We start from the raw sequence: 25,497 nt of genomic DNA, 5'->3' as shown, positions 1-25,497 counted from the left end.
AGCGAGTCACCTAATCATCATCAACAACGCCGGTCATCACCGGCGTTGTTGTGTTTGTCACAGACTACCGACTATATAGAGAATGACGTTTTGAATTATCAGTTGATCACTACCAACAGTGCGTTACAGCAGGTTTGCGAACAAGCCAGAACACACACACATGTCGCGCTGGATACCGAGTTTGTCAGAACACGTACCTACTATCCTCAACTGGGGCTGATTCAACTGTTTGACGGTGAACAACTTTCACTGATTGACCCTTTGCCCATTACGCAGTGGCAACCCTTCCGCGCGTTACTGCAAGATTTGAGTGTCGTGAAGTACCTACATGCGGGTAGCGAAGATTTGGAAGTGTTCTTAAATGCTTTTGAGCAGATGCCGACGCCGATGATTGACACGCAGGTGCTGGCGGCATTTTCAGGGCGCACGTTGTCTTGTGGATTTGCCATGTTGGTGAATGAATTTGAAGGTATCGAGCTGGATAAAAGCGAGTCACGCACCGATTGGATAGCGCGCCCTCTGAGCGAAAAACAGTGTGATTACGCCGCCGCCGATGTGTTCTATCTTTTGCCGTTAGCCGCGAAGCTGGTTGAGGCGACTGAAGCCGCAGGGCGTATGGATGCCGCAATTGATGAGTGTGAATTGTTGTGTCGCCGCCGCAGTGAAACACTTGATCCAGAGCTGGCTTACCGCGAGATTACCAATGCCTGGCAGTTGCGCGGTCATCAACTGGCCTGTTTGCAGATGTTAGCGGCATGGCGTTTGCGTCAGGCACGCGAGCGTGATTTGGCGGTTAATTTTGTGGTGCGTGAAGAGAACCTGTGGCAGGTCGCCCGTTATCAGCCGACCTCGTTAGGTGAACTGGACTCTCTGGGCCTGAGTGGGCAGGAGATCCGGTATCATGGGCGCACCTTACTGGCGCTGGTGGCAGAAGCAAATAAAGTACCTGAAGAGCAGCTCCCGCTGCCCGTGGCTAATCTGATTGATCAACCTGGCTACAAGAAGGTCTTTAAAGATATTAAAGCATTAATTACGTCAATCAGTGAGCGCAGTGGATTAAGCAGTGAACTACTGGCATCGCGTCGCCAAATTAATCAGTTACTCAGTTGGCACTGGAAATTGAAGTCGTCTGAGATACAACCTGAATTATTAAGTGGCTGGCGTGGGGATCTGATGTCCGTAGAATTAATGGCGATTTTACAGCAATATTAATCAATATTCAGGGTGGAGGTGACTTCACTCTGGATATATATACAGCCGTTTGAAGGAAATACCCCCTGTAAATAAATACAGGGGATAGTTATTGCGAAGAAATCATTTAGGTGTTTCTTCCGTTTCCGGTAATGTCACGTTAAGTTCAAGCACCGAAATATCATCCCCTTTCTGCTCAAATTGCACATGCAGCATTTCAGGATCGATCTGGATATATTTACAAATAACCGCCAAAATATCGCGTTTCAAGTCAGGCAAATAATGGGGTTCACTGTCCCCACGACGACGCTCAGCGACGATAATTTGCAGCCGTTCCTTGGCTATATTGGCTGTCGGTTTTTTGCGGGACAGAAAAAAGTCTAACAAAGCCATGGTTTATCCCCCAAAAAGGCGTTTCAGGAAGCCCTTCTTCTCTTCTTCAATGAAGCGGAAGGGGCGTTCTTCTCCTAGCAAACGGTCAACGGTATCGTCATAAGCTTTACCAGCATCTGACTCTTTGTCCAGAATAACAGGCTCGCCTTGGTTCGAGGCGCGCAGTACTGATTGGTCTTCTGGAATAACGCCAACCAACGGTATCCTTAGAATATCGAGGACATCTTCCATACTAAGCATATCACCGCGATTAACACGCCCTGGATTGTAGCGGGTTAACAGCAGATGCTCTTTAATGGGCTCCTGGCCATTCTCAGCACGACGTGACTTGGAGGACAATATCCCGAGGATTCTGTCTGAGTCACGTACCGAGGAGACTTCCGGATTGGTGGTGATGACCGCTTCATCAGCGAAATAGAGCGCCATTAGCGCACCGCTTTCGATACCTGCCGGAGAGTCACACACCACGAACTCGAAATTCATTTCACCCAGATCGTGCAAAATCTTCTCAACACCCTCTTTGGTCAGGGCATCTTTATCACGAGTTTGTGATGCGGGCAGAATATAGAGATTATCTGTACGTTTATCTTTGATTAATGCCTGATTCAACGTGGCATCACCTTGAATAACATTAACAAAATCATAAACGACCCGGCGTTCACATCCCATAATCAAATCAAGGTTCCGCAGGCCGATATCGAAATCGATGACCACGGTTTTCTTACCTTTTTGGGCCAAGCCGGTTGCGATAGCCGCGCTTGATGTGGTCTTGCCAACGCCCCCTTTACCCGATGTAACAACAATAATGCGTGCCATGAAATGGATTCCTTGTCAAAAGGGCTTAATTTAAAGGTTGTATAGTTAACGCGTTATCCAGCAGATGCAGACGTGCTGCCTGACCGAAATAGCCCGGCGGAATCTGATCACTTAACCAGTACTGCCCTGCGATAGAGACTAGTTCAGCACCCAGATGCGTGCAAAAAATCTGACATTGGGCATCACCGGATGCACCTGCCAGCGCACGGCCTCGCATCATTCCATAGATATGAATATTGCCATCGGCAATTAATTCAGCACCGGCACTGACACTGCTGATAACAATCAAATCGCAATTTCGGGCATAGATCTGTTGGCCAGAACGGACAGGAGTACTGATGATACGTGTCTTGACAGGGGCATTCTCTGGTGGGCTGACGACAGGTTCAGGGGCTATTTTCTGACCTTTGCCTTCGCTCAATAACGGCAAACCTGCCCGTGCTATTGCCCGCTTTTGACGCTCATCCTGACAACCACTGATGCCAACAATACGCAGACCTGCTGAAGTGACAGCCTGTTGTAGATCTTTCCAGTTAGCACCGTTTGGTAACGTTGCAACGTTAATCACAACAGGGGCGTTTTTCAGGAAAGCGGGGGCTTGGTCCACCTTTTCCTGTAAAGCCTGACGGATTACCTCTGGTCGGGCATCATGCAAATGAATGACCGATAGGGTAAAACTACTGCCTTTTAACTCAATTGGCGATTGTGACATCTATCCTGACTCAGTTTCAGCTACGTTTAATCCCCGTAATATCATTCGGGGCACAATATTCCGATGTTCCTAAGCATGTTATAGGTAATATAAAAATAAATCTATCCGTATCAATATATTGAGATCTTAAGGTCACAATTACTCCAAACTGATAGGAAATTACAGCATAAGTTCCTCCTATTCGCTAGCCCCGACCTGCCTATATTTAATTGTTATCACTGTTGTTTTGTACTTGTGTATTTTTTCAACAGATAAATTTGCTGACCTAAGGTTTATTTCTACCCATAAAAAGGGCTGTTTTGTATCGAATAGACTTATAGCTCACCAATATTACGGCTTTTAAGATGATGAAATAGAGACAATGAAGAGGTTATTATCTGTTGGTCGAAATACGCAACCGTATTTATTTCAGAAAAATCTCACTTGGGATCGGGTATTAGTTTTGCCAGTCACTAGTGTCTCTAGTGATTCCTTATTGAGAATGATAATTATTTTGTGATAACTTACGGGTTCGATAAAACATCAGTACAGGAAAATAACGATGAAAAGGAACTTCATCCTGCCATCATTCATCTGTGGTGCAGCTCTATCTTTATCACTTTCGGCATATGCTGATTTTAATTATCACGCTGAAATACCAAAGGATAATAAAGTCCCCACTGACTATTTGGAAAAGCGCAAAGCACTGGCACCCACTGCACCCGACGCACAATCCTGGCAGCGTCAGGTAGACGAGGCGCAAGCTCGTGAGGATGCAGAGGCGGCAAGACGTAAAAGTGAGAAAAAAGCGAAGTGCGAGGAGCAGGCGTACCACCAAGTCAGACGTATTGACCGAGACAAGCGCCAATATTATGTACCGCCGCCTTGTATTGGTATCTATTGATATCTGCAACGTGTGAACGTGCAGTCGTGGTATAGTTATCTGCTAATTATGCAGGTTTACTATCGAATTCATCAAATAGAGTCCAGAACATGCTTTGTGCGATTTACAGAAGCCCGAAACGGGATCAAACCTACCTTTATATTGAAAAAAAAGATGATTTTTCTCGGGTGCCGGCTGAATTACTCACCAGTTTTGGTCAGCCACAGTTTGCGATGTTGCTGTCGTTAAATGAACGTAAAACCCTCGCTACCGCTGATGTCGAGAAAGTGAAGAACTCATTGGTTGAGCAAGGCTTCTATCTGCAAGTTCCGCCTCCACCAGAAAGCTTGTTAAAAATGCATTTAGGCGAAACTAAAGCATAATGGCGGCGCGGTGTGACCAATGGCGATAAACCCATCGCCATAATCTTTATTTTCATAACGCTCATCGTCACAACATCCACAGCTACAATAGAAGGAAGTTACGGCGTGAAACCCGTCTGACTTGGGATCTTCACACCTGCACAGGGTAGCATTTTAACCAAGGAATACGCCGATGAAATTGTCAATGATCGCACTCACGCTGGCAGTATTAGTGTCTGCGGGGTGCGCCCATAAAAATACGGCGACACCGCTTATCGCTAGCGCACAGGCGGCCCCTGCGCCCCAATCGATGTTAAGTTCGCCGTCGTCTGCGGGTAACCACACAGCAACTACGTTGTCTCAGCAGGGGCGCTCCCCGGCTGAATTCCCTGCCTATGTTAATGAATTAAAAGCACAAGCGAGAGCCAAAGGGATTAGCCAGGCGACCCTTGATGTTGCTTTTGCTAACATTCATTTTGTTGACCGGGTTATCCAGTCAGACCGTAATCAGTTAGAAAAGAAAGTGACTCTGGATGATTATCTCGCCAAAGTTCTGACTGCGACCAAAATAGAGCAGGGCAAAGAGATTTATCAGCGCTATCAGCCACAATTATCACAAGTGACCGCACGCTATGGCGTACCCGAACGTTATATTGTGGCGCTGTGGGGCATGGAAAGCGGTTTTGGCAAAATTCAGGGCAAAGAAGATGTGATATCAGCGCTCTCTACGCTGGCCTTTGAAGGGCGTCGGGAAGCCTTCTTTACTAACGAATTAATTGCTGCGCTGAAAATAATTCAACAAGGAAAAGTTGATGATCCACAGCTTAAAGGCTCATGGGCCGGTGCGATGGGGCAGAGCCAGTTTATGCCAAGCTCTTTCCTGACCTATGGGGCCGATGGTGATGGTGATGGAAAAATAGATATTTGGAATAATATTGATGATGTATTTGCTTCCACGGCTAACTATCTGTCTACTGAAGGTTGGAAACCCGGCATAGGTTGGGGTCAGGAGGTTGTTTTACCTCAAACTTTTGATGTAAACCAGGCTGGATTGAAAAACGGGCAAGCAAAGACAGTCGCTCAATGGCAGCAGTTAGGGGTGACACCGGCTACGGCTGGGCAGTTTGCATCATCTGACCTCCGGGCCTGGGTTATCATTCCGGATGATGTGCGAGGAAGAGCATTTCTGGTTTATGATAATTTCCGGACCATTATGCACTGGAACCGTTCTTACTATTTTGCCATCAGCATCGGTATGATGGCCGATGCTATAAGCCAATAGTCTCTGTTTGCATGGGGCATGGGCTGCGGTGGGGCGTGTCTATCAGCGTGAAATTTCAGGAGAGACAGTATGTATCAACATAGAGACTGGCAAGGGGCTTTGCTGGATTTCCCCGTAAATAAAGTCGTTTGCGTCGGCAGTAACTATGCCGCACATATTAAAGAAATGGGAAGTACAGCCTCTGTCGAGCCAGTGCTGTTTATCAAACCTGAAACGGCACTTTGCGATATTCGCCAGCCTGTCTCTATCCCGAAGGATTTTGGTTCGGTACATCACGAGGTTGAATTGGCCGTTTTGATTGGCACCCCGTTGAAACAAGCGAATGAAGACCGCGTGGCTCGCGCTATTGCAGGGTATGGTGTGGCGCTTGATCTAACCTTGCGTGATTTGCAAGCGGGGTTCAAAAAAGCAGGTCAACCGTGGGAAAAAGCCAAGGCATTTGATGGTTCTTGCCCCATGTCTGGCTTTATTCCAGTGGCTGAATTTGGCGATGCGCAGCAGGCGGATCTGTTGCTGACAATCAATGGTGAAATCCGCCAACAGGGTAATACCCGTGACATGATCACCCCTATCATTCCGTTAATTAGCTATATTAGCCGTTTCTTTACCTTGCGTGCAGGCGATATTGTGCTGACCGGTACACCTCAGGGAGTCGGGCCAATGCAATCGGGTGATATGCTGCAAATCTCATTGAATGGCAAGACGCTGAATACCCGCATAATCTAAGCTAAAATCTGCCGCCAGCGTAATATCCGCAGGCGGCAAGGCTTGCATCTGACCGCTAAAGCGTCTATAACGAGCCGCTTATTTAACGCTATGCTTATTAACTATACCGGATATCGATATGTCACAACTTCCTTTTTGGCAGCAAAAAACACTCGCTGAAATGTCAGATAGTGAATGGGAATCACTGTGCGACGGATGCGGTCAATGCTGTTTGAATAAGCTGATTGATGAGGACACCGATGAGATTTACTTCACCAATGTGGCCTGTGATCAGCTCAATATAAAAACATGCCAGTGTCGTAACTATGAGCGGCGCTTTGAGCTGGAAGAAGACTGCATCAAGCTAACCCGCGAGAATCTGGTGACATTCGAGTGGTTACCACCTACCTGCGCTTATCGCATGGTGGGAGAGGGTCGAGGTTTACCCGACTGGCACCCTTTGTTAACCGGTTCCAAGGCGGCGATGCACGGCGAGCGTATCTCAGTACGCCATATTGCGGTGCGCGAAAGTGAAGTGGTTGACTGGCAAGACCACATTTTAAATAAACCACAGTGGGCCAGATAGTCTGAATTTACTAAGCCAGCTATGGCATACTGGCATCGAAATTTAACCAAGAAACTCAATAAAATGAAATATTCAACATTAGTTGCTGCTATCTTCACCGTTTCAGCGACTTTCGCTAGTATTCACCAGGTTCAAGCCGCTGGGACGTCATTGATTAATCTGGATTGCCAACTGAAAAATGGCGGTAATCTGGCGGCGATATTAGATGGTCCCAATCAGCAACTGACCATCGATAAATCCGTTTTTCAGTTCATAAAAGTTAAGCCTGAGGGGCAGGGCGAAGCACTCATATTCCAGAAGGCTAACAGCGAAGAGCCGGTTATCGCTTCACTTAATATTTCAGCCATGCCGATACGTCTGGCTATCGTTGATAATGAGCAGGTCAGCCAATATATTTGTACCTATACTTCGGCGTAATCTGTTGTTCGCTCAATCAAAAAGGCTGCCTTGAAGGTGGCTTTTTTGTTATATACCACATTGATCTTTAAGCTATTGTAGAAAATATATGAAAGATAGAAAAACGACAAAACTATCTTAAATGAGAGGTTTTCTTGAATAAGCTTGATGAATGATAATAACAGTGTATAATTATTAGCCTGCTAAAATAATAACATAATTAGATCAACGGCAGTTGATAGATAAGATGCTATGCAGGAAAGCTTATTGATTGGCAGTGTGCTTCTCTGTTGTGCAATGGTCATGCTTAGGCTGTGTAACGTCGGAGTGTACGATGAACGCTTACACCATAATATGACGGCCGGGAAAGTACCGGCACCCTTTCAAAACCCTGGTGACCACTGGGGTTTTTGCTTATGAGCAGCTAAACCGATATAGCAAATCAATTTTTCCCTTTTTTATCAGTAAATGCCTGCTAAAACAGCGAATAGATTAATTCTGAGTCGGCAATGACGCTACCCGCAAAGCAGTTGAGTGAGCCATACATCTGGGGAATTAAATAGCGTGATTGATAACACCGCGGTTATCGCTGCTTCTGCAATCATTGAGGAGGGGGCGGTCATTGGTGCGAATGTACCGATTGGGCACTTTTGCTTCGTTGGTTCTCAAGTCATTATTGGTGCCGGAACAGTACTGAAATCCCATATTGTGATTAATGGTATTACCGAGCTGGGGCAAGACAACCATATTGGGCAATTCTCCTCTATTGGTGAGGTAAATCAGGATCTTAAATATAACGGTGAGCCTACCCGCGTTATTATTGGTAACCGGAATGTGATTGAGCAAAATGTCACTATTCATCGTGGTACGATTCAGGGTAGTAGCCTGACCGCTATGGGTGATGATAATTACCTGATGAGCCATGTGCATATTGGCCATGATTGTATTATCGGTAGCCATTGCTCATTGGCATCGAATGTGGGTTTGGCCGGTCATGTGGAACTGGATGATTTTGTTCTGATTTACGCAGCAAGTGCCATCCATCAGTTTTGTATCATCGGTGCTTATGCACAAATTAATCTCAGTACCTGTGTGGTACAGGATGTACCGCCCTATGTTATTGCGCAGGGGAATAGGGCAAAACCGGTGGGTGTCAGAAGCCAGGGGATGAGTGCCGACGGGATTAACCGCGATGAACACCATGCGATTGAACGTGCTTACCAGCTTATCTATCACAGCGGCAAGCCGGTGGCTGATGTTAAAGATGAGATTGACGTAATGGCCAGAGAGTGGCAAAGACTGCGAGTTTACAACGCCTTTTTCTCGCGTTCAGCTCGTGGAATTATTCGTTAATCAATTATGGATTGATTAACGAATAAATAAAAATGGCACCATAGTGGTGCCATTAATAGATAAAGATACGTATGGAAATTATCGACCAAACAGATCGCGCCTTTTCGGTTTAACAAATTGGCTGATCAGTACCAGAACGCCGATTAACAGGTAGGCGGCAAAAATACCCACCAACCACTGCGGCATCTCCAGTGACAGGAATTCCCATTGTTTTACCGAGCAATCACCGCTGGCGAGAAATACCGCCGGGAACCATTTGTCCAACGGTAGCCACGAGGGGAAGTTGACAAAGAAATCACAGGTGGTAAAAGGCGATGGATGCAGTTGCAGCATCGTATGCACCCAAGCCAACTGAACCCCTCTCCAGGCACTGTAGATCCAGACGGCAATAGCCAGATAACGCAGCGGTGATTTAGGGGCTATTGCACCCAGCAATGATGCGCCGAAAATACCGAATAATGCGGCACGTTCATAAATACACATTACGCAAGGCTGTAGTAGCATAACGTGTTGAAAATAGAGCGCGACTAATTCTAGTGCAAGTGCAGTCAGGGCCATTAATAGCCAAGCACCGCGCCCTTTAGAGCAGCGGTTAAGGAATTGCAACATATCTTTATTTTCCATGCAGTAAGCAATTGTACCGGCAGTGTAAACCAATTCATCTTTGCTGCCAGCCACCCAACTGCAAAATTAGGTAAAAATCAGCGATTTCTCGCGCGTGACAGGGTATCACGAATATCAATTTAACTTTTCGTAAGATATTGGTTTGTTCTGCCAGCGCGTAAACGCCTCTCGGCAAGCCATTGAACGTTGCCGAGAGAAAGTGTAGGGCTGACAGCAGCTATAATGCAAGGTTCAGTGTGTGGTGACAACCCCTGCGGCTATTTTGGCAAGCTTATCCAGCCACTCTGCGCCATCCACTCCGTTGCCGGCACCAATAAAAACTCCACCCCCAGCAGCCCGACCACCGTCATCACAATAGTATAAGGCAGAGCCATATAAACCATGCGGCCATAAGACAGCCGGATTAGTGGTGCCAGTGCGGAAGTCAGCAGGAACAAGAAAGCCGCCTGACCATTCGGCGTTGCAACTGAGGGCAGGTTGGTTCCGGTATTAATTGCGACCGCTAATAACTCAAACTGCCCAAGTGAGATAATGCCCTGTTCAAATGCGGTGCGGGCCTCATTGATATAAACGGTACCGACAAAAACATTGTCGGATACGGAGGAGAGCAGGCCATTAAACAGATAAAACAGCGATAACTGCGCCGATGGCGAAGATTGCAACACGAATTGGATGATTGGCGTAAACAGGCTTTGTTCGATTATAACGGCGACCACGGCAAAGAATACGGTCAATAAGGCCGCGAACGGCAACGCTTCCTGAAACGCTTTACCCAGTGAGTGCTCATTCGTGATACCGCACAATGAAGTGGCCAGAATAATCACCGATAGCCCTACCAACCCTACCTCGGCCAGATGTAACGCCAGCGCCAACACCAACCAGACGCCAATTAGCGCCTGGATGACCAACTTCATTTTTTCTTGTTTGGTACGTTTCGCACCGGCTTGCTTGTCATAATCAGTCAACACCTGGCGCACCCGGTCCGGCAATTGAGCGCCGTAACCAAACAGCTTGAAACGCTCGACAAACAGACAAACTAACAGGCCGCAACACAGAACCGGTAAGGTCACCGGTAGCATACGCACAAAGAATTCACCAAAATGCCAGCCGGCACTTTTGGCGATAATCAGGTTCTGCGGCTCGCCGACCATGGTCATCACCCCGCCCAAGGCCGTTCCCACACCTGCGTGCATCATCAGACTGCGCAGAAATGCCCGAAACTGCTCCAGTGTTTTGCGGTTCTCCTGGCTCTCAATACCACTGTCATCTGTAATGTCTTTATCGCTATGATTTGACGTAACATGATGATAAATAGTGTAGAAACCAACAGATATGCTGATAACGACTGCAATTACAGTTAATGCATCAAGGAATGCAGAGAGAAAAGCAGAAGCGACGCAAAAGGCTAACGAAAGGATGGTTTTAGAACGGATACTCAGCAACAGTTTGGTAAAGACAAACAACAACAGTTGCTTCATAAAGTAGATGCCTGCCACCATAAATATCAGCAGTAAGAGAACGTCCAAATTAGCCGCTATCTCTTCTGTGACCTGATGTGGGCTGGTCATGCCGATAGCAATGGCCTGAATAGCGAGTAACCCTCCTGGTTGTAATGGGTAACATTTCAGCGCCATCGCCAGGGTGAAAATAAATTCGATTACCAGCATCCAGCCAGCGAGGAAGGGGCTGACAAAGAAGAACACCAGTGGGTTAATGATGAGAAACCCGATTATTGCCAGTTTGTACCAATCGGGTGAGTTACCCAGAAAATTTCTAAGAATAGCTTGTCTGTTTGTCATATCCATCGTCAGTTACAATCCCCTGAATAAATTATTGTGATGCATTACCGCTAAAAGTTATATTTTCCGTTACGTCATTGCTGTAAAAGCAGTTCGTATAAACTGCCTATCATAACAACTGCACAATTTTCGCAACTTTATGACCGCTTTCACTATTTGTTCGGCAGAGGTGCTATATCAGGTTACAGTGGTCTGGTATGATGAGCGCACTAAATTGCTGAAATGTATCGCTACGGAACGTCAAAAAATATGGTTATAAAGGCGCAAAGTCCTGCCGGTTTCGCGGAAGAGTATATTATTGAAAGTATTTGGAATAATCGCTTCCCTCCAGGCACTATTTTGCCCGCGGAGCGTGAACTTTCAGAGCTAATTGGTGTTACCCGCACAACATTGCGTGAAGTGCTGCAACGGCTAGCCCGCGATGGCTGGCTCACTATTCAGCACGGTAAGCCGACGAAAGTAAACAATTTTTGGGAAACTTCTGGTCTCAGTATCTTGGAAACTCTGGCGCGCTTGGATCATGATAGCGTGCCACAATTGATAGATAACTTACTGGCTGTACGAACAAATATCGCGACTATTTTTGTTCGCACGGCAATCCGTAATCATCCGGATAAGGCTCAGGAAATTCTGGCTGAGGCTAAAACCGTCGATGACAGCGCAGAAGCGTTTACTGCGTTGGATTATGGTATTTTCCGTGGTTTAGCTTTTGCTTCAGGCAATCCGATTTATGGCTTAATCCTGAATGGTTTAAAAGGGTTATATACTCGCGTCGGGCGTTACTACTTCTCTAATCCAGAAGCGCGCCAGTTGGCATTGACGTTCTATAGCAAGCTGTCGCAGCTGTGTGATGATAAAGCCTACGATCAGGTACCGGATAGCCTGCGTGCATACGGTAAAGAGAGTGGTGCTATTTGGCACAGTATGCAGGGCACTATGCCCAGTGATTTGGCGGAAGCCCGTCGCTAGCGCGTATCGTGATGCAAAGCAAAGGGGCACTAAGTGCCCCTTTTCGTGGCTGTCGGTGGCTATCTAGCACTTATTCGCTTTGGGTGGCACACTATCGAGCAATTCGATGCTGCCATCATCATTCAACTGTTCCATATGAATATCAAATCCCCATAGGCGGTGAATATGTTTCATCACATGCTGACGGCTTTTATCTAATGGTGCCCGATCATGGGGAATGTAACGCAAGGTTAGAGATCGGTCGCCGCGTAAATCCACATTCCAGACCTGAATATTCGGCTCATGATTGCTTAGATTATATTGCGCTGACAATTCATTACGGATAGCACGATAACCCTCCTCATTATGAATGGCTGAAATCTCCAGATAGTTATTCTTATCATCATCAAGCACAGTAAATAGACGGAAATCACGCATTACTTTAGGTGATAGGAACTGGCTAATAAAGCTTTCATCTTTAAAATCGCGCATCGCAAAATGTAGCGTATCCAACCAATCTTTACCGGCGATATCCGGGAACCAGTAGTAGTCTTCTTCCGTCGGCGATTGACAGATACGTTTAATGTCCTGGAACATGGCAAACCCAAGTGCGTAGGGGTTTATTCCGTTGTAATAAGGGCTGTTATACGGCGGCTGATACACCACATTGGTATGGCTGTGCAAGAACTCCATCATAAAACGGTCAGTCACCCGGCCTTCATCGTACAGGTGATTAAGAATGGTGTAATGCCAAAATGTCGCCCAGCCTTCATTCATCACTTGTGTTTGTTTTTGCGGATAAAAATACTGGCTGACCTTGCGCACAATACGCAATACTTCTCGCTGCCATGATTCCAGTAGCGGTGCATTCTTCTCCATAAAGTAGAGCAGGTTCTCTTGTGGCTCACTGGGGTAGCGGTGGGCCTGCGCCAGCACTTCACCCTTATCTTTGCGGGGTAAGGTTTTCCATAACGAGTTGACCTGACTTTGCAGATACTCCTCACGACTTTTCTGACGCGCGGTTTCCTCGACTAACGAAATTTTTTGCGGCCTTTTATAGCGGTCAACACCGTAGTTCATGAGTGCATGGCATGAGTCGAGTAACCGCTCAACTTCCTCTACGCCATAGCGTTCCTCGCATTCACTGATGTAATGGCGGGCAAACAATAGATAATCCACGATGGAGCTGGCATCAGTCCATGCGCGGAATAAGTAGTTGTTTTTAAAGAATGAGTTATGGCCATAGCAGGCATGAGCCATCACCAGTGCCTGCATAGTGATGGTGTTTTCTTCCATCAAATAGGCGATGCAGGGATTGGAGTTAATCACAATTTCGTAGGCTAACCCCTGCTGGCCATGTTTGTACTTTTGTTCGGTTTCAATGAATTTTTTGCCAAACGACCAATGGGTATAGTTAATGGGCATACCAATACTTGAGTAAGCATCCATCATTTGTTCTGAGGTAATTACCTCAATCTGGTGGGGATAGGTATCGAGCCGGTAATGTTTTGCTACCCGGTCTATCTGATCCAAATAGACCTGCAACAATTCAAATGTCCAGTCCGGGCCGTCAGTCAGGCGCTTATCTTGCGCAGTTTGTTTCGGTGTTGAAGTTGTCATTAGCGCATCCTCACGGTTTATAACCCTGCAAAATACCAGTCACTTCAATAATCCTAGCTCAATATGAACAAACTGAGGCATGGCAAGACCTTATGTCAATATAGATTATTTTTTAGCGTGAGAAGGGATATTTTCAAAAATGATTTTATCGGGATAATGTCCTGATTATTTGTCTATTTAACAGAATATAAAACTAGTAAAATAGCGTTTGGCGATATGCAAATTATCCATGCTATTAATATGGCTAATGGCGTCATTTTATTGTCTTTATCCCTCTTGTAGGGTGAAAAATAGGGATTTATCGTTATTTTTCTAAAACCATTGAATGGTAAAGTTATCGCAAGGTAAATTAATTGTGAATAAACTCACAGTCTGTAATTAATCTGTTGGCTAGTCTTTTCCACTGGGTTAACTTTCTGTCAACAGAATATTATGCTTTGTGTCTGATTTTGAGGTGAGGATGATATGCGCGTTGTCATTTTAGGAAGTGGTGTGGTCGGCGTAGCCAGCGCCTGGTATTTAGCGAAAGACGGTCATGATGTTACGGTGATTGACCGTCAAGCGGGGCCGGCACAGGAAACCAGTGCCGCCAATGCGGGCCAGATTTCACCGGGATATGCCGCACCCTGGGCCGCGCCAGGGGTGCCTCTTAAGGCAATCAAATGGATGTTCCAACGCCATGCACCTCTGGCAATCCATCTGGATGGCAGCAGTTTCCAATTACGCTGGATGTGGCAGATGTTGAGAAACTGCGATACCTCTCACTATATGACCAATAAAAGTCGCATGGTGCGTCTGGCCGAATATAGCCGTGATTGCCTAAAAGACCTGCGAGAAGATACCGGTATCCAGTATGAAGGGCGTCAGGGCGGCACATTACAACTGTTTCGCACCGAACAACAATTTGATAATGCGGCGAAAGATATCGCGGTGCTGGATGATGCAGGTGTGCCGTATTCACTGTTGACCGCAGAGCAACTGGCAACCGTTGAGCCTGCACTGGCTCAGGTTTCGCATAAACTGACCGGTGGTTTACGTTTGCCAAATGATGAAACCGGTGACTGCAAGTTATTTACCGAACGGTTGGCAAAAATGGCAGAACAGGCCGGGGTGAAGTTCATTTTTAATTGCGCCGTGGATAAGTTGCTGGTGGACCGCGATCAGATTGCTGGCGTGTTATGTGGTGATGACATTATCAAGGCTGACGCCTATGTGGTGGCTTTTGGCGCTTATTCTACCTCGCTCCTGGCCGGATTAGTGTCGATTCCGGTCTATCCGCTGAAGGGCTATTCTCTGACCATACCCATTACAAATCCTGATTATGCGCCGGTATCCACGGTGCTGGATGAAACTTACAAGATTGCTATTACTCGTTTTGATGATCGTATCCGTGTTGGGGGAATGGCTGAAATCGTCGGTTTTAACACCCAACTGGCATCCGCGCGACGAGAAACACTGGAAATGGTGGTCGGTGATTTATATCCCCACGGTGGCAATATCAGCGAGGCGACATTCTGGACCGGTTTACGCCCAATGACGCCGGATGGTACGCCTATTGTGGGCAGAACTTCGCTTAAGAATCTCTATTTAAATACCGGTCATGGCACATTGGGCTGGACGATGGCATGTGGGTCGGGCCAATTATTGGCTGACATTATGTATGGCCGCCGGCCGGCTATTTTAGCTGATGACCTCTCCGTCGCCCGGTATAGCGCGGGTTTTCGGCCACTGAATCTCGCGCCTTTACACGATATTCATCCGGTTCGTTAATGAGATTCAACTGATAATGACTGCCGACCCGATATTTCACACCGTTGGCAGTGAATAACTGAAGACTGTTTTGGAAGGAACGCCCATGCCTCGCCCCATTGCCGCTACGCTGAATTTATCTGCTCTGAATCATAATCTGAATATTGTTCGTCAACATGTTGGTACAAGCAAAATCTGGTCGGTTGTGAAAGCCAATGCTTATGGCCACGGTTTGGCACGAGTTTGGCCGGGGTTGGCCGCCACGGATGGGTTTGCGTTGCTGGATCTCAATGAGGCGGTGCTGCTGCGTGAGCAGGGCTGGCAGGGGCCGATTTTGCTGCTCGAAGGTTTTTTCCAACCACAGGATTTGGCCCTGATCGATCATTACCGGCTGACCACCACAGTGCATAGTGATTGGCAGCTTGAGACGATTCGTGCAGCCCGCCTGGATGCGCCGCTCAATATTTATTTGAAACTTAATAGCGGTATGAATCGTCTCGGTTTCCCGTCTGAGCAAGCTGAGGCGGTGTGGCAATGGGCCAATAGCCTGAGCAATGTGGCTGAGGTGACACTCATGAGCCATTTCGCCAATGCAGATAATCATATTGGTGCGGGTGAGCAATTCGCACGGATTCAACACGTCAGCGAACATATTTCGGCGGCGCGCTGCTTTGCTAATTCGGCGGCAATACTGCGCCACCCTGAAACCCATTATGACTGGGTGCGCCCGGGGATCATTCTGTATGGTGCGTCTCCCAGCGGCGACATTGCCGATATCGCCGCTTTAGGTTTGCGCCCGGTGATGAGTTTGCACAGTGAAATTATCGCCTTACAAACGCTGTCAGTTGGGCACAGCGTGGGCTATGGCAGCCACTATTGCGCAGGCGAACCGCATCGTATCGGTGTGGTTGCTTGCGGCTATGCCGATGGTTACCCTCGGCTGGCTCCAGGTGGAACACCAATAAGGGTCGATGGCGTATTAACGCATACTGTCGGAGCCGTTTCGATGGATATGCTAACGGTGGATTTGACGCCATGCCCGCAGGCGGGTGTTGGCAGTAAGGTGGAGGTTTGGGGGGAGCATCTGCCTATCGATAATGTCGCCGCAGCGGCAGGTACGGTAGGTTATGAGTTGATGTGTGCGCTGGCAGGCCGCGTGCCAGTGACCGTCCAGCGCAGCTAGATCAGTGTTAGTTTATTTTTTCCAGTTTGCCGCGAACGTGTCTGCTGGCGCGGCGTGCCTGCCATGCCAGTAGGCACCCTGCCAGCATCACGATAGCCAGAGATAACTTAGGCTCAATAGGTAACGCCATCGCCAACAGGCCCAATGCGGCTCCACCGGCCATTTGCACAAAACCGACCAACGCCGAAGCCACACCCGCTTCGTTGGCATAGGGTTCCAGTGCATAACTGGTGGCAGGCCCCATCATAAAGGCTAAACCGGCGCAGGCACTGGCAACGGGCAGCATATAAACCAGCCAGTGTTGTTGTAGCTCTGGCGACAATCGAAGGCCATACAACAGACTGAAGCACCCGAGTGCCATCAACACGCTACCGGTCATCAGGCAGGCAGGGCGGCCCACTTTTTGGATAATTCTATTGGCAAAGAAGCTCACCGCCATAATCCAAAAACCATTAGCACCAAAAACCAGTGAGAATTGTAATGGACTCAGCCCTGCACCCACCATTAAGACATTCGGTGCCAGCGAGACGTAAGTGAGAGCCATACCCATTGCGCCGGCGTTAACCAGAGCGAATACCAAAAAGCGATCATCGCGCAAAATGCGCAGATAGTTCTTTATTGGCAGCCCGTTCACCGCTTGCGTACCCGCTGGGCGAGTTTCTGGCAGGAAGACGATAATCAGGATTAACACCAACAACCCATATAACGCGAGGAACCAGAAGGGTGCCCGCCAGCCAAATGCTTCTGCGAGTAAGCCACCCAGCAGTGGCGCTAAGGCAGGAACGATATTCAGCGTACCATTAAGAAACCCAAAAGCTCGCGCCGCATCATTGCCACTTAGACGGTCACGCACACCGCTGAATGCCACTACCGCTGTGCAGCATACCGCTACACCTTGTAACAGACGGGAACTGACGAACATGGTTGGGTTAACGGCAAGGGCGGCCATTATCGCTCCCAGCATGTAAAGAATGATGCCGATAATGGCGATGGGTTTGCGGCCATATTTATCAACCAGCGGCCCGGCAATCAGTTGACCTATGCCTAATACCATAATAAATAGGGCGATTGTCGATTGAATCAGTGATTCACTGCTATTTAGCCCTTTGGCTATGGCAGGGATGGTCGGTAAGTAGAGGTCTATACCGAGCGGGCCAAGCAGGATCAGACTTAACAGCAGAAAAAGGAATTTTTGCATAACAGAAAAACAACATCCAAATGACGAAGGTGGTGAGGATAAAGAATTTACCGACAGATGAAAAGATTTAGCACAACCTAAACTGACGATAGTGACAATGTCACTTATTCACGCTCTTAAGACTCTAGTAGATTACTACAACTGATGATATATCTCTTGCTATTCATTAGTTAACTTGGATTAGTTAACGGCTGGTGCGGTGTTCCAGCCATTGTTCCAGTTTGATGGCGGGAAGGGCTTCTGAGAACAGAAAACCTTGACCAATTTGATAACCCTGCCGACTTAATAACGTGCGTTGGGCTTCATTTTCTACTCCCTCGACAATCACCGACAGTTGCAGGCTTTCGCCAATACGGATGACGGCTTCGCTCAAGGTTCGGCTGGTTTCGTCATGTTCAAGATCGTGGACAAAGCTTTTATCGAGCTTGATCTCGTCTAAATCCAAGCGGCGTAGATAACTTAAGCTGGAATAACCGGTGCCAAAGTCATCCATCGATAACCGTACGCCCATTCGATGGATTTTTTCTATGGTGACGAAAATTGCGGCATTATTCTCAATTAATATATCTTCGGTAATCTCCAGCGTTAGATCCTGTGGTGGTAAATGATTGCGCTGCAAAATATGTAAAATCATTTCAGGCAAACCGGGATTGTGAAAATTGGTGGGTGATAAGTTAACCGAGATCGAGGGCACTTCAATCCCCCGTAACCGCCAATCCGCCAGTTGCCGGCAGGCGGTTTCAATTGCCCACAGCGCAAGTTCATTGATCAAACCACACTCTTCGGCCAGCGGAATAAAACGCTGGGGCAGGATATTGCCCAATATTGGATGAACCCAGCGACTCAACGCCTCCACGCCATACAGATGCCCATCTTTGAGCATAACTTGCGGTTGATAGAATAATTCAAGTGAGCCGATATGGAATGCGTTACGCAGTGCATCTTCCATGTCCTGACGCTGCTGATTGAGATTATTCATTTCGGCACTGAAGAAATTGAAATGCCCATACCCCATATTCTTTGCTTTGTGCATGGCGATATCAGCGTGGATCATTAGCGTATCCAGATCGCTGCCATTTTCCGGGTATAAACTGATCCCAACACTGGCTGAAGGGATAATATTCATATCCGCAATCTGACACGGCTGGGACAGCAGACTGAGCATTTTTTCCACTTTGAGGGTGGCTTGCTGCATGGTGCTGGGGGCTAAAATAATAATAAATTCATCGCCAGACAGTCGGCCAAGGGTATCACCTTTTGACACGTCGTTACGTAACCGTTGAGCGATGGCGGCGAGCAGTTCATCACCCGCGGCATGGCCGAGTGAATCATTAACCTGTTTAAATCGATCCAGATTAATCACTAATACCGCGAGTGTGTGGCCACGTTCAGCAGCCTGTACGATGGCTTGTTTAGCATATACCTGAAACTGATTGCGATTCGGCAGGCCCGTTAGCGAATCATAAAATGCCAGGTGCTGAATCTGTTTACGCGATTGTTCCCGTTCCATCGCTAAAGCGCACAAATTGGCGATCAATTTTACCAGTTGATAATGAAACTCGCTGGGGCCGCGTATTTCTTTGTAATAAAAAGCAAATGTGCCCAGAATCTGCCCCTGGCTGGAGAGAATCGGCGTTGACCAACATGCCAGCAGCCCATGAGGTAGAATTAAGTGACGATAATTATCCCACAGTGGGTCGGTGGCAATGTCCTGGACTTCAACCGGTTTTTTACGAAATGCTGCCGTACCACAGGAGCCATCGAACGGACTAATAGGTACACAGGCCAATGCTGCCGTGTAAGTGAGTGGCAGACCTGGAGCCGCCAGATGGCTGAGGTGGTTTTGTCCGTTGGCCTGCAAGATGCTGGCGGTGACTTCTGGTGCGATGCGCTCAACTTCGTGACACAGCAGTGACATCACATCTTCCAGTGAGTGTTCTTTTATCAGTGCTTCCAATACCTTATATTGCAGCACTTCATACATTTTGGTCAGGGTAATATCGGTTAATACCCCGATGCTATAACTCGACTTTCCCTGTTCATCCACCAGTGAATTGATAACCGCTGAACACCAGTGGGGTTGCTTGTCTTTGCTGTAAAACAGCTCTTTAGGTAACAATTGTTGTTGTGCATTTGGCGAAGTCGAATCGTTCAACACCAATTGTTCAGGATGCGCACTTTGTAGCAGGCCAACCATGTTCTGGCCCAGTGCCTGCTCGGGCGTGTAACCGAATAACTGGGTAAAACCCTGATTAATGTAGACGGCCTGTTGTCCATGTACACTGTTTGCAGCAATGAACATGGCACTGTCACTGCGATCTGTTAATTGCGTTAATAGCTCTACCCATCCCTGAGTCGCTTTTTGCTGTTCAATCAGGAGCGTAATGTCTTTGGCAATTTTCACCATTCGGTTCACGCTGCCATCCGGCCCACGTACCGGTTGATAGATAGCGGCCAGCCAGACCGTTGAGCCATCTTTATGTAACCGTTCAAAACGGCCTTCTAACGACTCGCCAGCTAATAGGCATTTTTTTAAGGTTTGGTATTCCTCACTGGCGGCATAGTTTGGGTGACAAAACATTAAATGATACTGACCAATCACGTCTTCACGTTGATAGCCAAAATAATCCAGATAGTTTTGATTAACGTCGATAATACGGCTGGTAAGATCAAACTCAATAATTGCCAATGAGCTATCCAGGGCGCTTAATAGCGCACTATTTTCATCAAACTCAGGCTGAAGTACTCCTGGCGACACGGCTGTTTTTTGGGATTTCATGGTGAATTCCTATGCGATGCATCCGGTAGCTGTCTTAGCTAAATAACACGGCTATTATAACTATTCAGATATCACTATTCTTTATTAAAAAAATAGGGTAAAGGATAATTATCAAAATATGAGTTAACTAAAAAATACGGCAGTCTTCTTTATTTCGGCAGAGTGCTAACTTTATGATTAAAAATAGAAACCAGTGTATTACTAAGCGAGTAATAGAATTATTTTTTGTTAACTTATCTGACCACATGAGCAGATATTATTTATTTGATTAAGTTTAGTCGATAGTGGTGGGATAAATGCGGTATTTATTGTAATGAGGTAGCAAAAAATAATTTCTTAGTCACGGATAAGTTAAAAATAGCCATAATTATCTGGCGTTGTGTTTTGGTTAATTGGACGGCAGATAAGCGTGGCCAAAATTGTGTAACCTAGTCAGTTATACCGGCTCAATGTTTATGCCGATGATGTGAATCAGGGAAATGCCGGTGAGAGTGGCTTATTGGCCGATGCTGGTGGCGATGTTTGTGGGCGGCACCTTCGGTCACAGGGAAATCATGTGAGTGCTGATGATGCTCATCATGCAGATGTTGGTGCTCATGCGATAATTCATCATGAGTATGCTGATGCTCATGCTGTTCCGTCAGATGCAACCCGATCCCCACCGCCATCAGTAGCCCGGCGACGATTAATGTAAATGTGACAGTGTCACCCATTGCAATTGCCAATATGGCACCTAAAAAAGGCGCAATAGAGAAATAGGCACCGGTACGCGCCGTGCCGAGGTGACGTAATCCGATGACAAACAGCGCCAGACTGACGCCATAAGCAAAAAAACCAACCAGTAAAGCGCTGAGCAGATTTGTCAGCGGTGGCATCGTCGCACCCAGAGCAAAAGCGAAGGTGAGATTCACCGCGCCAGCAACCAGCCCTTTGATAGCTGCAATCCAGGTGGCATCAGTTAACGAAACCTTGCGAGTCAGATTGTTATCAATTCCCCAGGCAAAGCACGCACCTAAAATAGCCAGTGTTGGCCCCAAACCGGCAAAATGCGCCTCTCCCGGCCAGCTTAAAATCACCGCACCGGCAACAATCACTATCATGCCCAAGGCGATACGGCGGTCAAAATTCTCTTTGAAAGCAAACCAGGCAAGCAGGGCGGTAAATACCCCTTCAGCATTGAGCAGCAATGATGCTCCGGATGCAGGCATCCCCGTTAGCCCTATCATCAGCAGGACTGGGGCCACAATTCCGCCTGCGCTGATAGCACCGAGCAACCACAGTAATTCGTTACGGGGCAGGCGAACAGCCGCTGCGCGGGTTAGCAAACGATAGAGCGCCAAGCCGATACCCGAACCCAGATAGAGTAAACCTGCCAGTAGCCACGGGCTGACGGTATCGAGTAAGTGTTTTGCCAGCGGGGTGCCAGCACCAAACAGTACCGCGGCACTCAATGCGGCTAATACACCGGGTTGTCGCAGCCCATCATGCCATTTCATGGTGTTAACTCTGAGAGTAATGGAGGTGTGACAATGTTAACCGATGAAAAAGCCGGAAAACCATTTCTGTGGCAGAAAAAGTTAACCGGCTACTATTATCGTTAATTATCAATTGTCTGTTTGTGAAACAACTCACGAAATACCGGGTAAATATCTTCCGGCTCACGGATATGTTGCATGGCAAAATTCGCAAAATTTGCCTCTAAATCTTCATATTCCCGCCACAAGGTTTGATGGGCTCGGCGGGTTATCTCGATGTAGCTGTAGTAACGCACCATGGGCAGGATCTTTCTTGCCAGTAACTCATGACACAGCGGCGAGTCATCTGCCCAGTTGTCGCCATCAGAGGCTTGGGCGGCGTAGATATTCCACTGTGCCGGGTCATAGCGTTCTTGCACCACTTCATCCATCAACTTCAGTGCGCTGGAAACAATGGTGCCGCCGGTTTCTTGTGAGTAGAAAAACTCTTGCTCATCGACTTCTTTAGCTTGTGTATGGTGGCGAATATAGACCACGTCGACATTTTTATAGGTTCGGCTCAGGAACAGGTAAAGTAAGATGTAAAACCGCTTTGCCATGTCCTTGGTGGCTTGATCCATCGAACCTGACACATCCATTAGGCAGAACATTACCGCCTGGCTGGATGGCTCTGGACGACGCTCATAGTTTTTATAACGTAAATCGAAGGTATCGATAAAAGGCACTCTGGCGATTTTTTGCTTCAATTCGGCAATCGCTTTGCGCACCCGTTCTTCTTCCAGTAATTGGGCCGGTTCAGAGTTCTCCAGCACACTGAGCGTCTCTTCCAGTTCACGCAGTTCGCGGCGCTTACTGGCGGTCATGGCGGTACGACGGGCCAGCGAGTTTTGCAGCGAACGCACCACACTGATATTGGCCGGTACGCCGTTTGAGGTATAACCCGCGCGATGAGTTTTGAATTCTGTCAGTTGTTTATGCTGATTTTTCTTTAAGTTGGGTAGGGCAAGGTCTTCAAATAAGAGATCCAGATATTCATCTTTAGAGATCTGAAAGACAAATTCATCTTCACCATCTTGGCTGGCATTACCCTGACCACTGCCGCTGCCACCACCACCTTGCGGGCGTTCCACCCGATCATTAGTGACAAAGTGGTCATTACCGGGGTGTACCCGGTGGCGCAATCCACCACGGCCCTGATGGAACATTGGCTCATTGATGTCGTCAATAGGAATCGATACTGATTCGCCACTTTCAATATCAGTTACCGACCTTTTGTTGATAGCATCGGAAATCGACTGTTTAATTTGCGCCTTATAGCGGCGTAAAAAGCGTTGGCGGTTAACCATGCTTTTATTCTTGCCGTTAAGTCGTCTGTCAATAAAGTAGCCCATAACTCCCCCTGCCTCTGTGCCCTACATCTTTCACGCTGTAGCTGTGCTGGCTGCCAACACAGCCGCAACGCGAAAGCTGTACCTGCGATGTTAGGGTGGATCGATAACAGGTTATGATGATTTTCTTACCCGCAGATACCATTCGCACAGCAAACGAACTTGCTTGCGGGTATATCCTTTCTCCATCATTCGGTCGACAAAGTCATCATGTTTTTTCTGCTCATCCGTTGAGGTCTTGGCATTAAAGGAGATAACGGGCAATAACTCTTCCGTGTTGGAGAACATTTTCTTCTCGATAACGGTACGCAGCTTCTCATAACTGGTCCAATTTGGATTACGGCCATTATTATTGGCTCTGGCGCGCAACACAAAATTGACGATTTCATTACGGAAGTCTTTCGGGTTGCTGATACCCGCCGGTTTTTCAATTTTCTCCAGTTCAGCATTCAGTGCCTCACGGTCAAATAACTGCCCGGTATCTGGGTCACGATACTCTTGATCCTGAATCCAGAAATCGGCGTAGATAACATAACGGTCAAAAATGTTCTGACCATATTCAGAGTAGGATTCCAGATAGGCAGTCTGGATCTCTTTACCGATAAATTCGGCGTATTTCGGGATCAAATAGCCTTTCAGATGCTCAAGGTATTTCTCTGCAACATCTTGTTGGAATTGTTCCCGCTCGATTTGCTGTTCCAGCACGTAGAACAGATGTACCGGGTTAGCGGCCACTTCGGCGTGATCAAAGTTAAATACTCTTGAGAGGATTTTAAAGGCAAAGCGGGTAGAGAGGCCGTTCATCCCTTCATCAACCCCCGCGTAGTCGCGATACTCCTGATACGACTTAGCTTTCGGATCGGTATCTTTCAGACTTTCACCGTCATAGACTCGCATTTTGGAGTAAATACTGGAGTTTTCCGGCTCTTTCATTCGGGAAAGAATCGAGAAACGTGCCAGTGTTTCCAGTGTGCCAGGCGCGCAAGGTGCGTGGGTTAATTCACTGTGATTCAACAGCTTGTCGTAAATTTTGATCTCTTCTGAGACACGCAAGCAATAAGGCACTTTGACGATATACACCCGGTCAAGGAAGGCCTCGTTGTTTTTGTTATTACGGAAAGTGACCCACTCAGATTCGTTTGAGTGTGCGAGGATAATGCCGCTGAATGGCAGGGCAGAGATCCCCTCGGTGCCATTATAGTTCCCCTCCTGCGTGGCGGTCAGTAATGGATGTAGCACCTTAATGGGCGCTTTGAACATCTCGACGAATTCCATAATCCCCTGGTTTGCACGGCACAATGCGCCGGAATAACCATAAGCATCGGGATCGTTTTGCGCGTGATTTTCCAGTTTACGGATATCAACTTTACCGACCAGTGCGGAGATATCCTGATTATTCTCATCACCCGGCTCAGTTTTCGCGATAGCTATCTGTTCAAGGATTGAGGGCCAAACTTTAATGACTTTGAATTTGGTAATATCACCACCAAAGTCATGCAAGCGTTTGGCCGCCCACGGCGACATAATGGTGCCAAGATAACGGCTAGGAATGTTGTACTCTTTGGCCAGAATTGCCGCATCTTCCTGCGGGTTGAATAAGCACAATGGATGGTCATTGACCGGGCTGCGCTCACCGTTGGCACTTAAGATGTAGATAGGGACACGTTGCATCAGTGCTTTCAAGCGTTCAGCCAGTGATGATTTACCCCCACCGACCGGGCCGAGCAAGTAGAGGATCTGTTTCTTCTCTTCTAAGCCTTGGGCCGCATGTTTGAGATAGGAAACAATCTGTTCGATGGCTTCCTCCATACCATAGAATTCTTCAAAAGCAGGGTAGCGGGCGATAACCCGGTTAGAAAACAGCCGAGACATGCGGGACTCTAGCGCGGTATCAACCATGACTGGCTCACCAATTGCCATCAGCAAACGTTCAGCCGCATTGGCATATGCGCTGCGATCTTGCTGGCAGATAGTGAGGAACTCCTGCAGTGTGAACTCTTCGTCCTTGGCCGCTTCGTAGCGCTGGCGATAGTGATCAAATATGTTCATAGCGATGCCCGTCCTGTTTGAATGGTT

General features: G+C 47.4%; 22 protein-coding genes. 11 read left to right on the top strand and 11 right to left on the bottom strand.

Features of this window, described 5'->3' with window-relative positions; translation table 11 throughout:
• Nucleotides 1-90: 90 nt before the first annotated feature.
• Nucleotides 91-1,212 (top strand): ribonuclease D, encoded by a 1,122-nt coding sequence (gene rnd, locus AT01_RS02810; RefSeq protein ID WP_004699060.1) that lies wholly within the window; start codon nt 91-93, stop codon nt 1,210-1,212.
• A gap of 102 nt (nt 1,213-1,314) precedes the next feature.
• On the opposite strand, the gene minE is transcribed toward rnd, so the two are convergent.
• The 3 genes from minE to minC are packed head-to-tail and all read right to left on the bottom strand — an operon-like array spanning nt 1,315 to nt 3,112.
• Nucleotides 1,315-1,584 carry a cell division topological specificity factor MinE gene (gene minE, locus AT01_RS02805; RefSeq protein WP_002211180.1) on the bottom strand — a complete coding sequence of 90 codons (270 nt, stop codon included), beginning with the start codon at nt 1,582-1,584 and terminating at the stop codon, nt 1,315-1,317.
• 3 nt (nt 1,585-1,587) lie between these two features.
• Nucleotides 1,588-2,400 (bottom strand): septum site-determining protein MinD, encoded by an 813-nt coding sequence (gene minD / locus AT01_RS02800; protein WP_042545997.1) that lies wholly within the window; start codon nt 2,398-2,400, stop codon nt 1,588-1,590.
• Between the two features lie 25 nt (nt 2,401-2,425).
• Nucleotides 2,426-3,112, bottom strand: a complete 687-nt coding sequence (gene minC / locus AT01_RS02795) for a septum site-determining protein MinC (protein ID WP_042545996.1) — start codon at nt 3,110-3,112, stop codon at nt 2,426-2,428.
• Between the two features lie 541 nt (nt 3,113-3,653).
• Between minC and AT01_RS02790 the strand changes: the two genes are divergently transcribed.
• The 7 genes from AT01_RS02790 to lpxA all read left to right on the top strand — a co-directional run bounded on the left by AT01_RS02790 (nt 3,654) and on the right by lpxA (nt 8,658).
• The gene (locus AT01_RS02790; protein WP_042545995.1) at nt 3,654-3,995 is read left to right on the top strand and encodes a hypothetical protein; all 342 of its coding nucleotides are present in this window, start codon (nt 3,654-3,656) and stop codon (nt 3,993-3,995) included.
• Nucleotides 3,996-4,084: 89 nt separating this feature from the next.
• Nucleotides 4,085-4,357 (top strand): YcgL domain-containing protein, encoded by a 273-nt coding sequence (locus AT01_RS02785; protein WP_042545994.1) that lies wholly within the window; start codon nt 4,085-4,087, stop codon nt 4,355-4,357.
• Nucleotides 4,358-4,529: 172 nt separating this feature from the next.
• Entirely contained in the window at nt 4,530-5,618 is a 1,089-nt protein-coding gene (locus AT01_RS02780; protein WP_042545993.1) for a lytic murein transglycosylase, read from the top strand.
• Nucleotides 5,619-5,687: 69 nt separating this feature from the next.
• A complete protein-coding gene (locus AT01_RS02775; protein ID WP_042545992.1) occupies nt 5,688-6,344 on the top strand; it encodes a fumarylacetoacetate hydrolase family protein in 657 nt (218 codons plus the stop codon).
• Nucleotides 6,345-6,462: 118 nt separating this feature from the next.
• Complete coding sequence (locus AT01_RS02770; protein WP_004699075.1) at nt 6,463-6,909, top strand: YcgN family cysteine cluster protein; 447 nt, start codon at nt 6,463-6,465, stop codon at nt 6,907-6,909.
• A 63-nt stretch (nt 6,910-6,972) separates the two neighbouring features.
• Entirely contained in the window at nt 6,973-7,326 is a 354-nt protein-coding gene (locus AT01_RS02765; RefSeq protein WP_042545991.1) for a hypothetical protein, read from the top strand.
• 543 nt (nt 7,327-7,869) lie between these two features.
• Nucleotides 7,870-8,658 (top strand): acyl-ACP--UDP-N-acetylglucosamine O-acyltransferase, encoded by a 789-nt coding sequence (gene lpxA / locus AT01_RS02760; RefSeq protein ID WP_042548466.1) that lies wholly within the window; start codon nt 7,870-7,872, stop codon nt 8,656-8,658.
• Nucleotides 8,659-8,736: 78 nt separating this feature from the next.
• Here lpxA and dsbB read toward each other — a convergent pair whose 3' ends face one another.
• Both dsbB and nhaB read right to left on the bottom strand, forming a co-directional pair.
• Nucleotides 8,737-9,267 (bottom strand): disulfide bond formation protein DsbB, encoded by a 531-nt coding sequence (gene dsbB, locus AT01_RS02755; protein WP_042548465.1) that lies wholly within the window; start codon nt 9,265-9,267, stop codon nt 8,737-8,739.
• Nucleotides 9,268-9,539: 272 nt separating this feature from the next.
• Nucleotides 9,540-11,087 carry a sodium/proton antiporter NhaB gene (gene nhaB, locus AT01_RS02750; RefSeq protein WP_042545990.1) on the bottom strand — a complete coding sequence of 516 codons (1,548 nt, stop codon included), beginning with the start codon at nt 11,085-11,087 and terminating at the stop codon, nt 9,540-9,542.
• A gap of 243 nt (nt 11,088-11,330) precedes the next feature.
• Between nhaB and fadR the strand changes: the two genes are divergently transcribed.
• Nucleotides 11,331-12,050: a fatty acid metabolism transcriptional regulator FadR gene (gene fadR, locus AT01_RS02745; RefSeq protein ID WP_042545989.1), complete on the top strand. Its 720-nt coding sequence runs from the start codon at nt 11,331-11,333 to the stop codon at nt 12,048-12,050.
• Between the two features lie 63 nt (nt 12,051-12,113).
• On the opposite strand, the gene AT01_RS02740 is transcribed toward fadR, so the two are convergent.
• Entirely contained in the window at nt 12,114-13,649 is a 1,536-nt protein-coding gene (locus AT01_RS02740) for a SpoVR family protein (RefSeq protein ID WP_004699087.1), read from the bottom strand.
• A 465-nt stretch (nt 13,650-14,114) separates the two neighbouring features.
• Here AT01_RS02740 and AT01_RS02735 point away from each other — a divergent pair, with 465 nt between their 5' ends.
• Complete coding sequence (locus tag AT01_RS02735; RefSeq protein WP_042545988.1) at nt 14,115-15,419, top strand: D-amino acid dehydrogenase; 1,305 nt, start codon at nt 14,115-14,117, stop codon at nt 15,417-15,419.
• Nucleotides 15,420-15,504: 85 nt separating this feature from the next.
• Entirely contained in the window at nt 15,505-16,581 is a 1,077-nt protein-coding gene (dadX, locus tag AT01_RS02730; protein ID WP_042545987.1) for a catabolic alanine racemase DadX, read from the top strand.
• Between the two features lie 7 nt (nt 16,582-16,588).
• Here the strand turns inward: dadX and AT01_RS02725 are convergent, their stop codons facing one another.
• The 5 genes from AT01_RS02725 to yeaG form a co-directional block, all read right to left on the bottom strand.
• Nucleotides 16,589-17,779 (bottom strand): multidrug effflux MFS transporter, encoded by a 1,191-nt coding sequence (locus AT01_RS02725; RefSeq protein WP_004699092.1) that lies wholly within the window; start codon nt 17,777-17,779, stop codon nt 16,589-16,591.
• Nucleotides 17,780-17,963: 184 nt separating this feature from the next.
• Nucleotides 17,964-20,558, bottom strand: a complete 2,595-nt coding sequence (locus tag AT01_RS02720; protein WP_042545986.1) for a bifunctional diguanylate cyclase/phosphodiesterase — start codon at nt 20,556-20,558, stop codon at nt 17,964-17,966.
• A 446-nt stretch (nt 20,559-21,004) separates the two neighbouring features.
• Nucleotides 21,005-22,054: a DMT family transporter gene (locus AT01_RS02715; protein WP_042545985.1), complete on the bottom strand. Its 1,050-nt coding sequence runs from the start codon at nt 22,052-22,054 to the stop codon at nt 21,005-21,007.
• A 101-nt stretch (nt 22,055-22,155) separates the two neighbouring features.
• Nucleotides 22,156-23,424, bottom strand: coding sequence for a YeaH/YhbH family protein (locus AT01_RS02710; protein ID WP_042545984.1), 1,269 nt, complete (start codon nt 23,422-23,424; stop codon nt 22,156-22,158).
• Between the two features lie 111 nt (nt 23,425-23,535).
• A complete protein-coding gene (gene yeaG, locus AT01_RS02705; RefSeq protein ID WP_042545983.1) occupies nt 23,536-25,470 on the bottom strand; it encodes a protein kinase YeaG in 1,935 nt (644 codons plus the stop codon).
• Nucleotides 25,471-25,497: the final 27 nt, after the last annotated feature.

The sequence above is a fragment of the Yersinia aldovae 670-83 genome, assembly GCF_000834395.1.
GTDB lineage: Bacteria > Pseudomonadota > Gammaproteobacteria > Enterobacterales > Enterobacteriaceae > Yersinia > Yersinia aldovae.
This window is presented reverse-complemented; position numbering and strand designations above follow the sequence as displayed.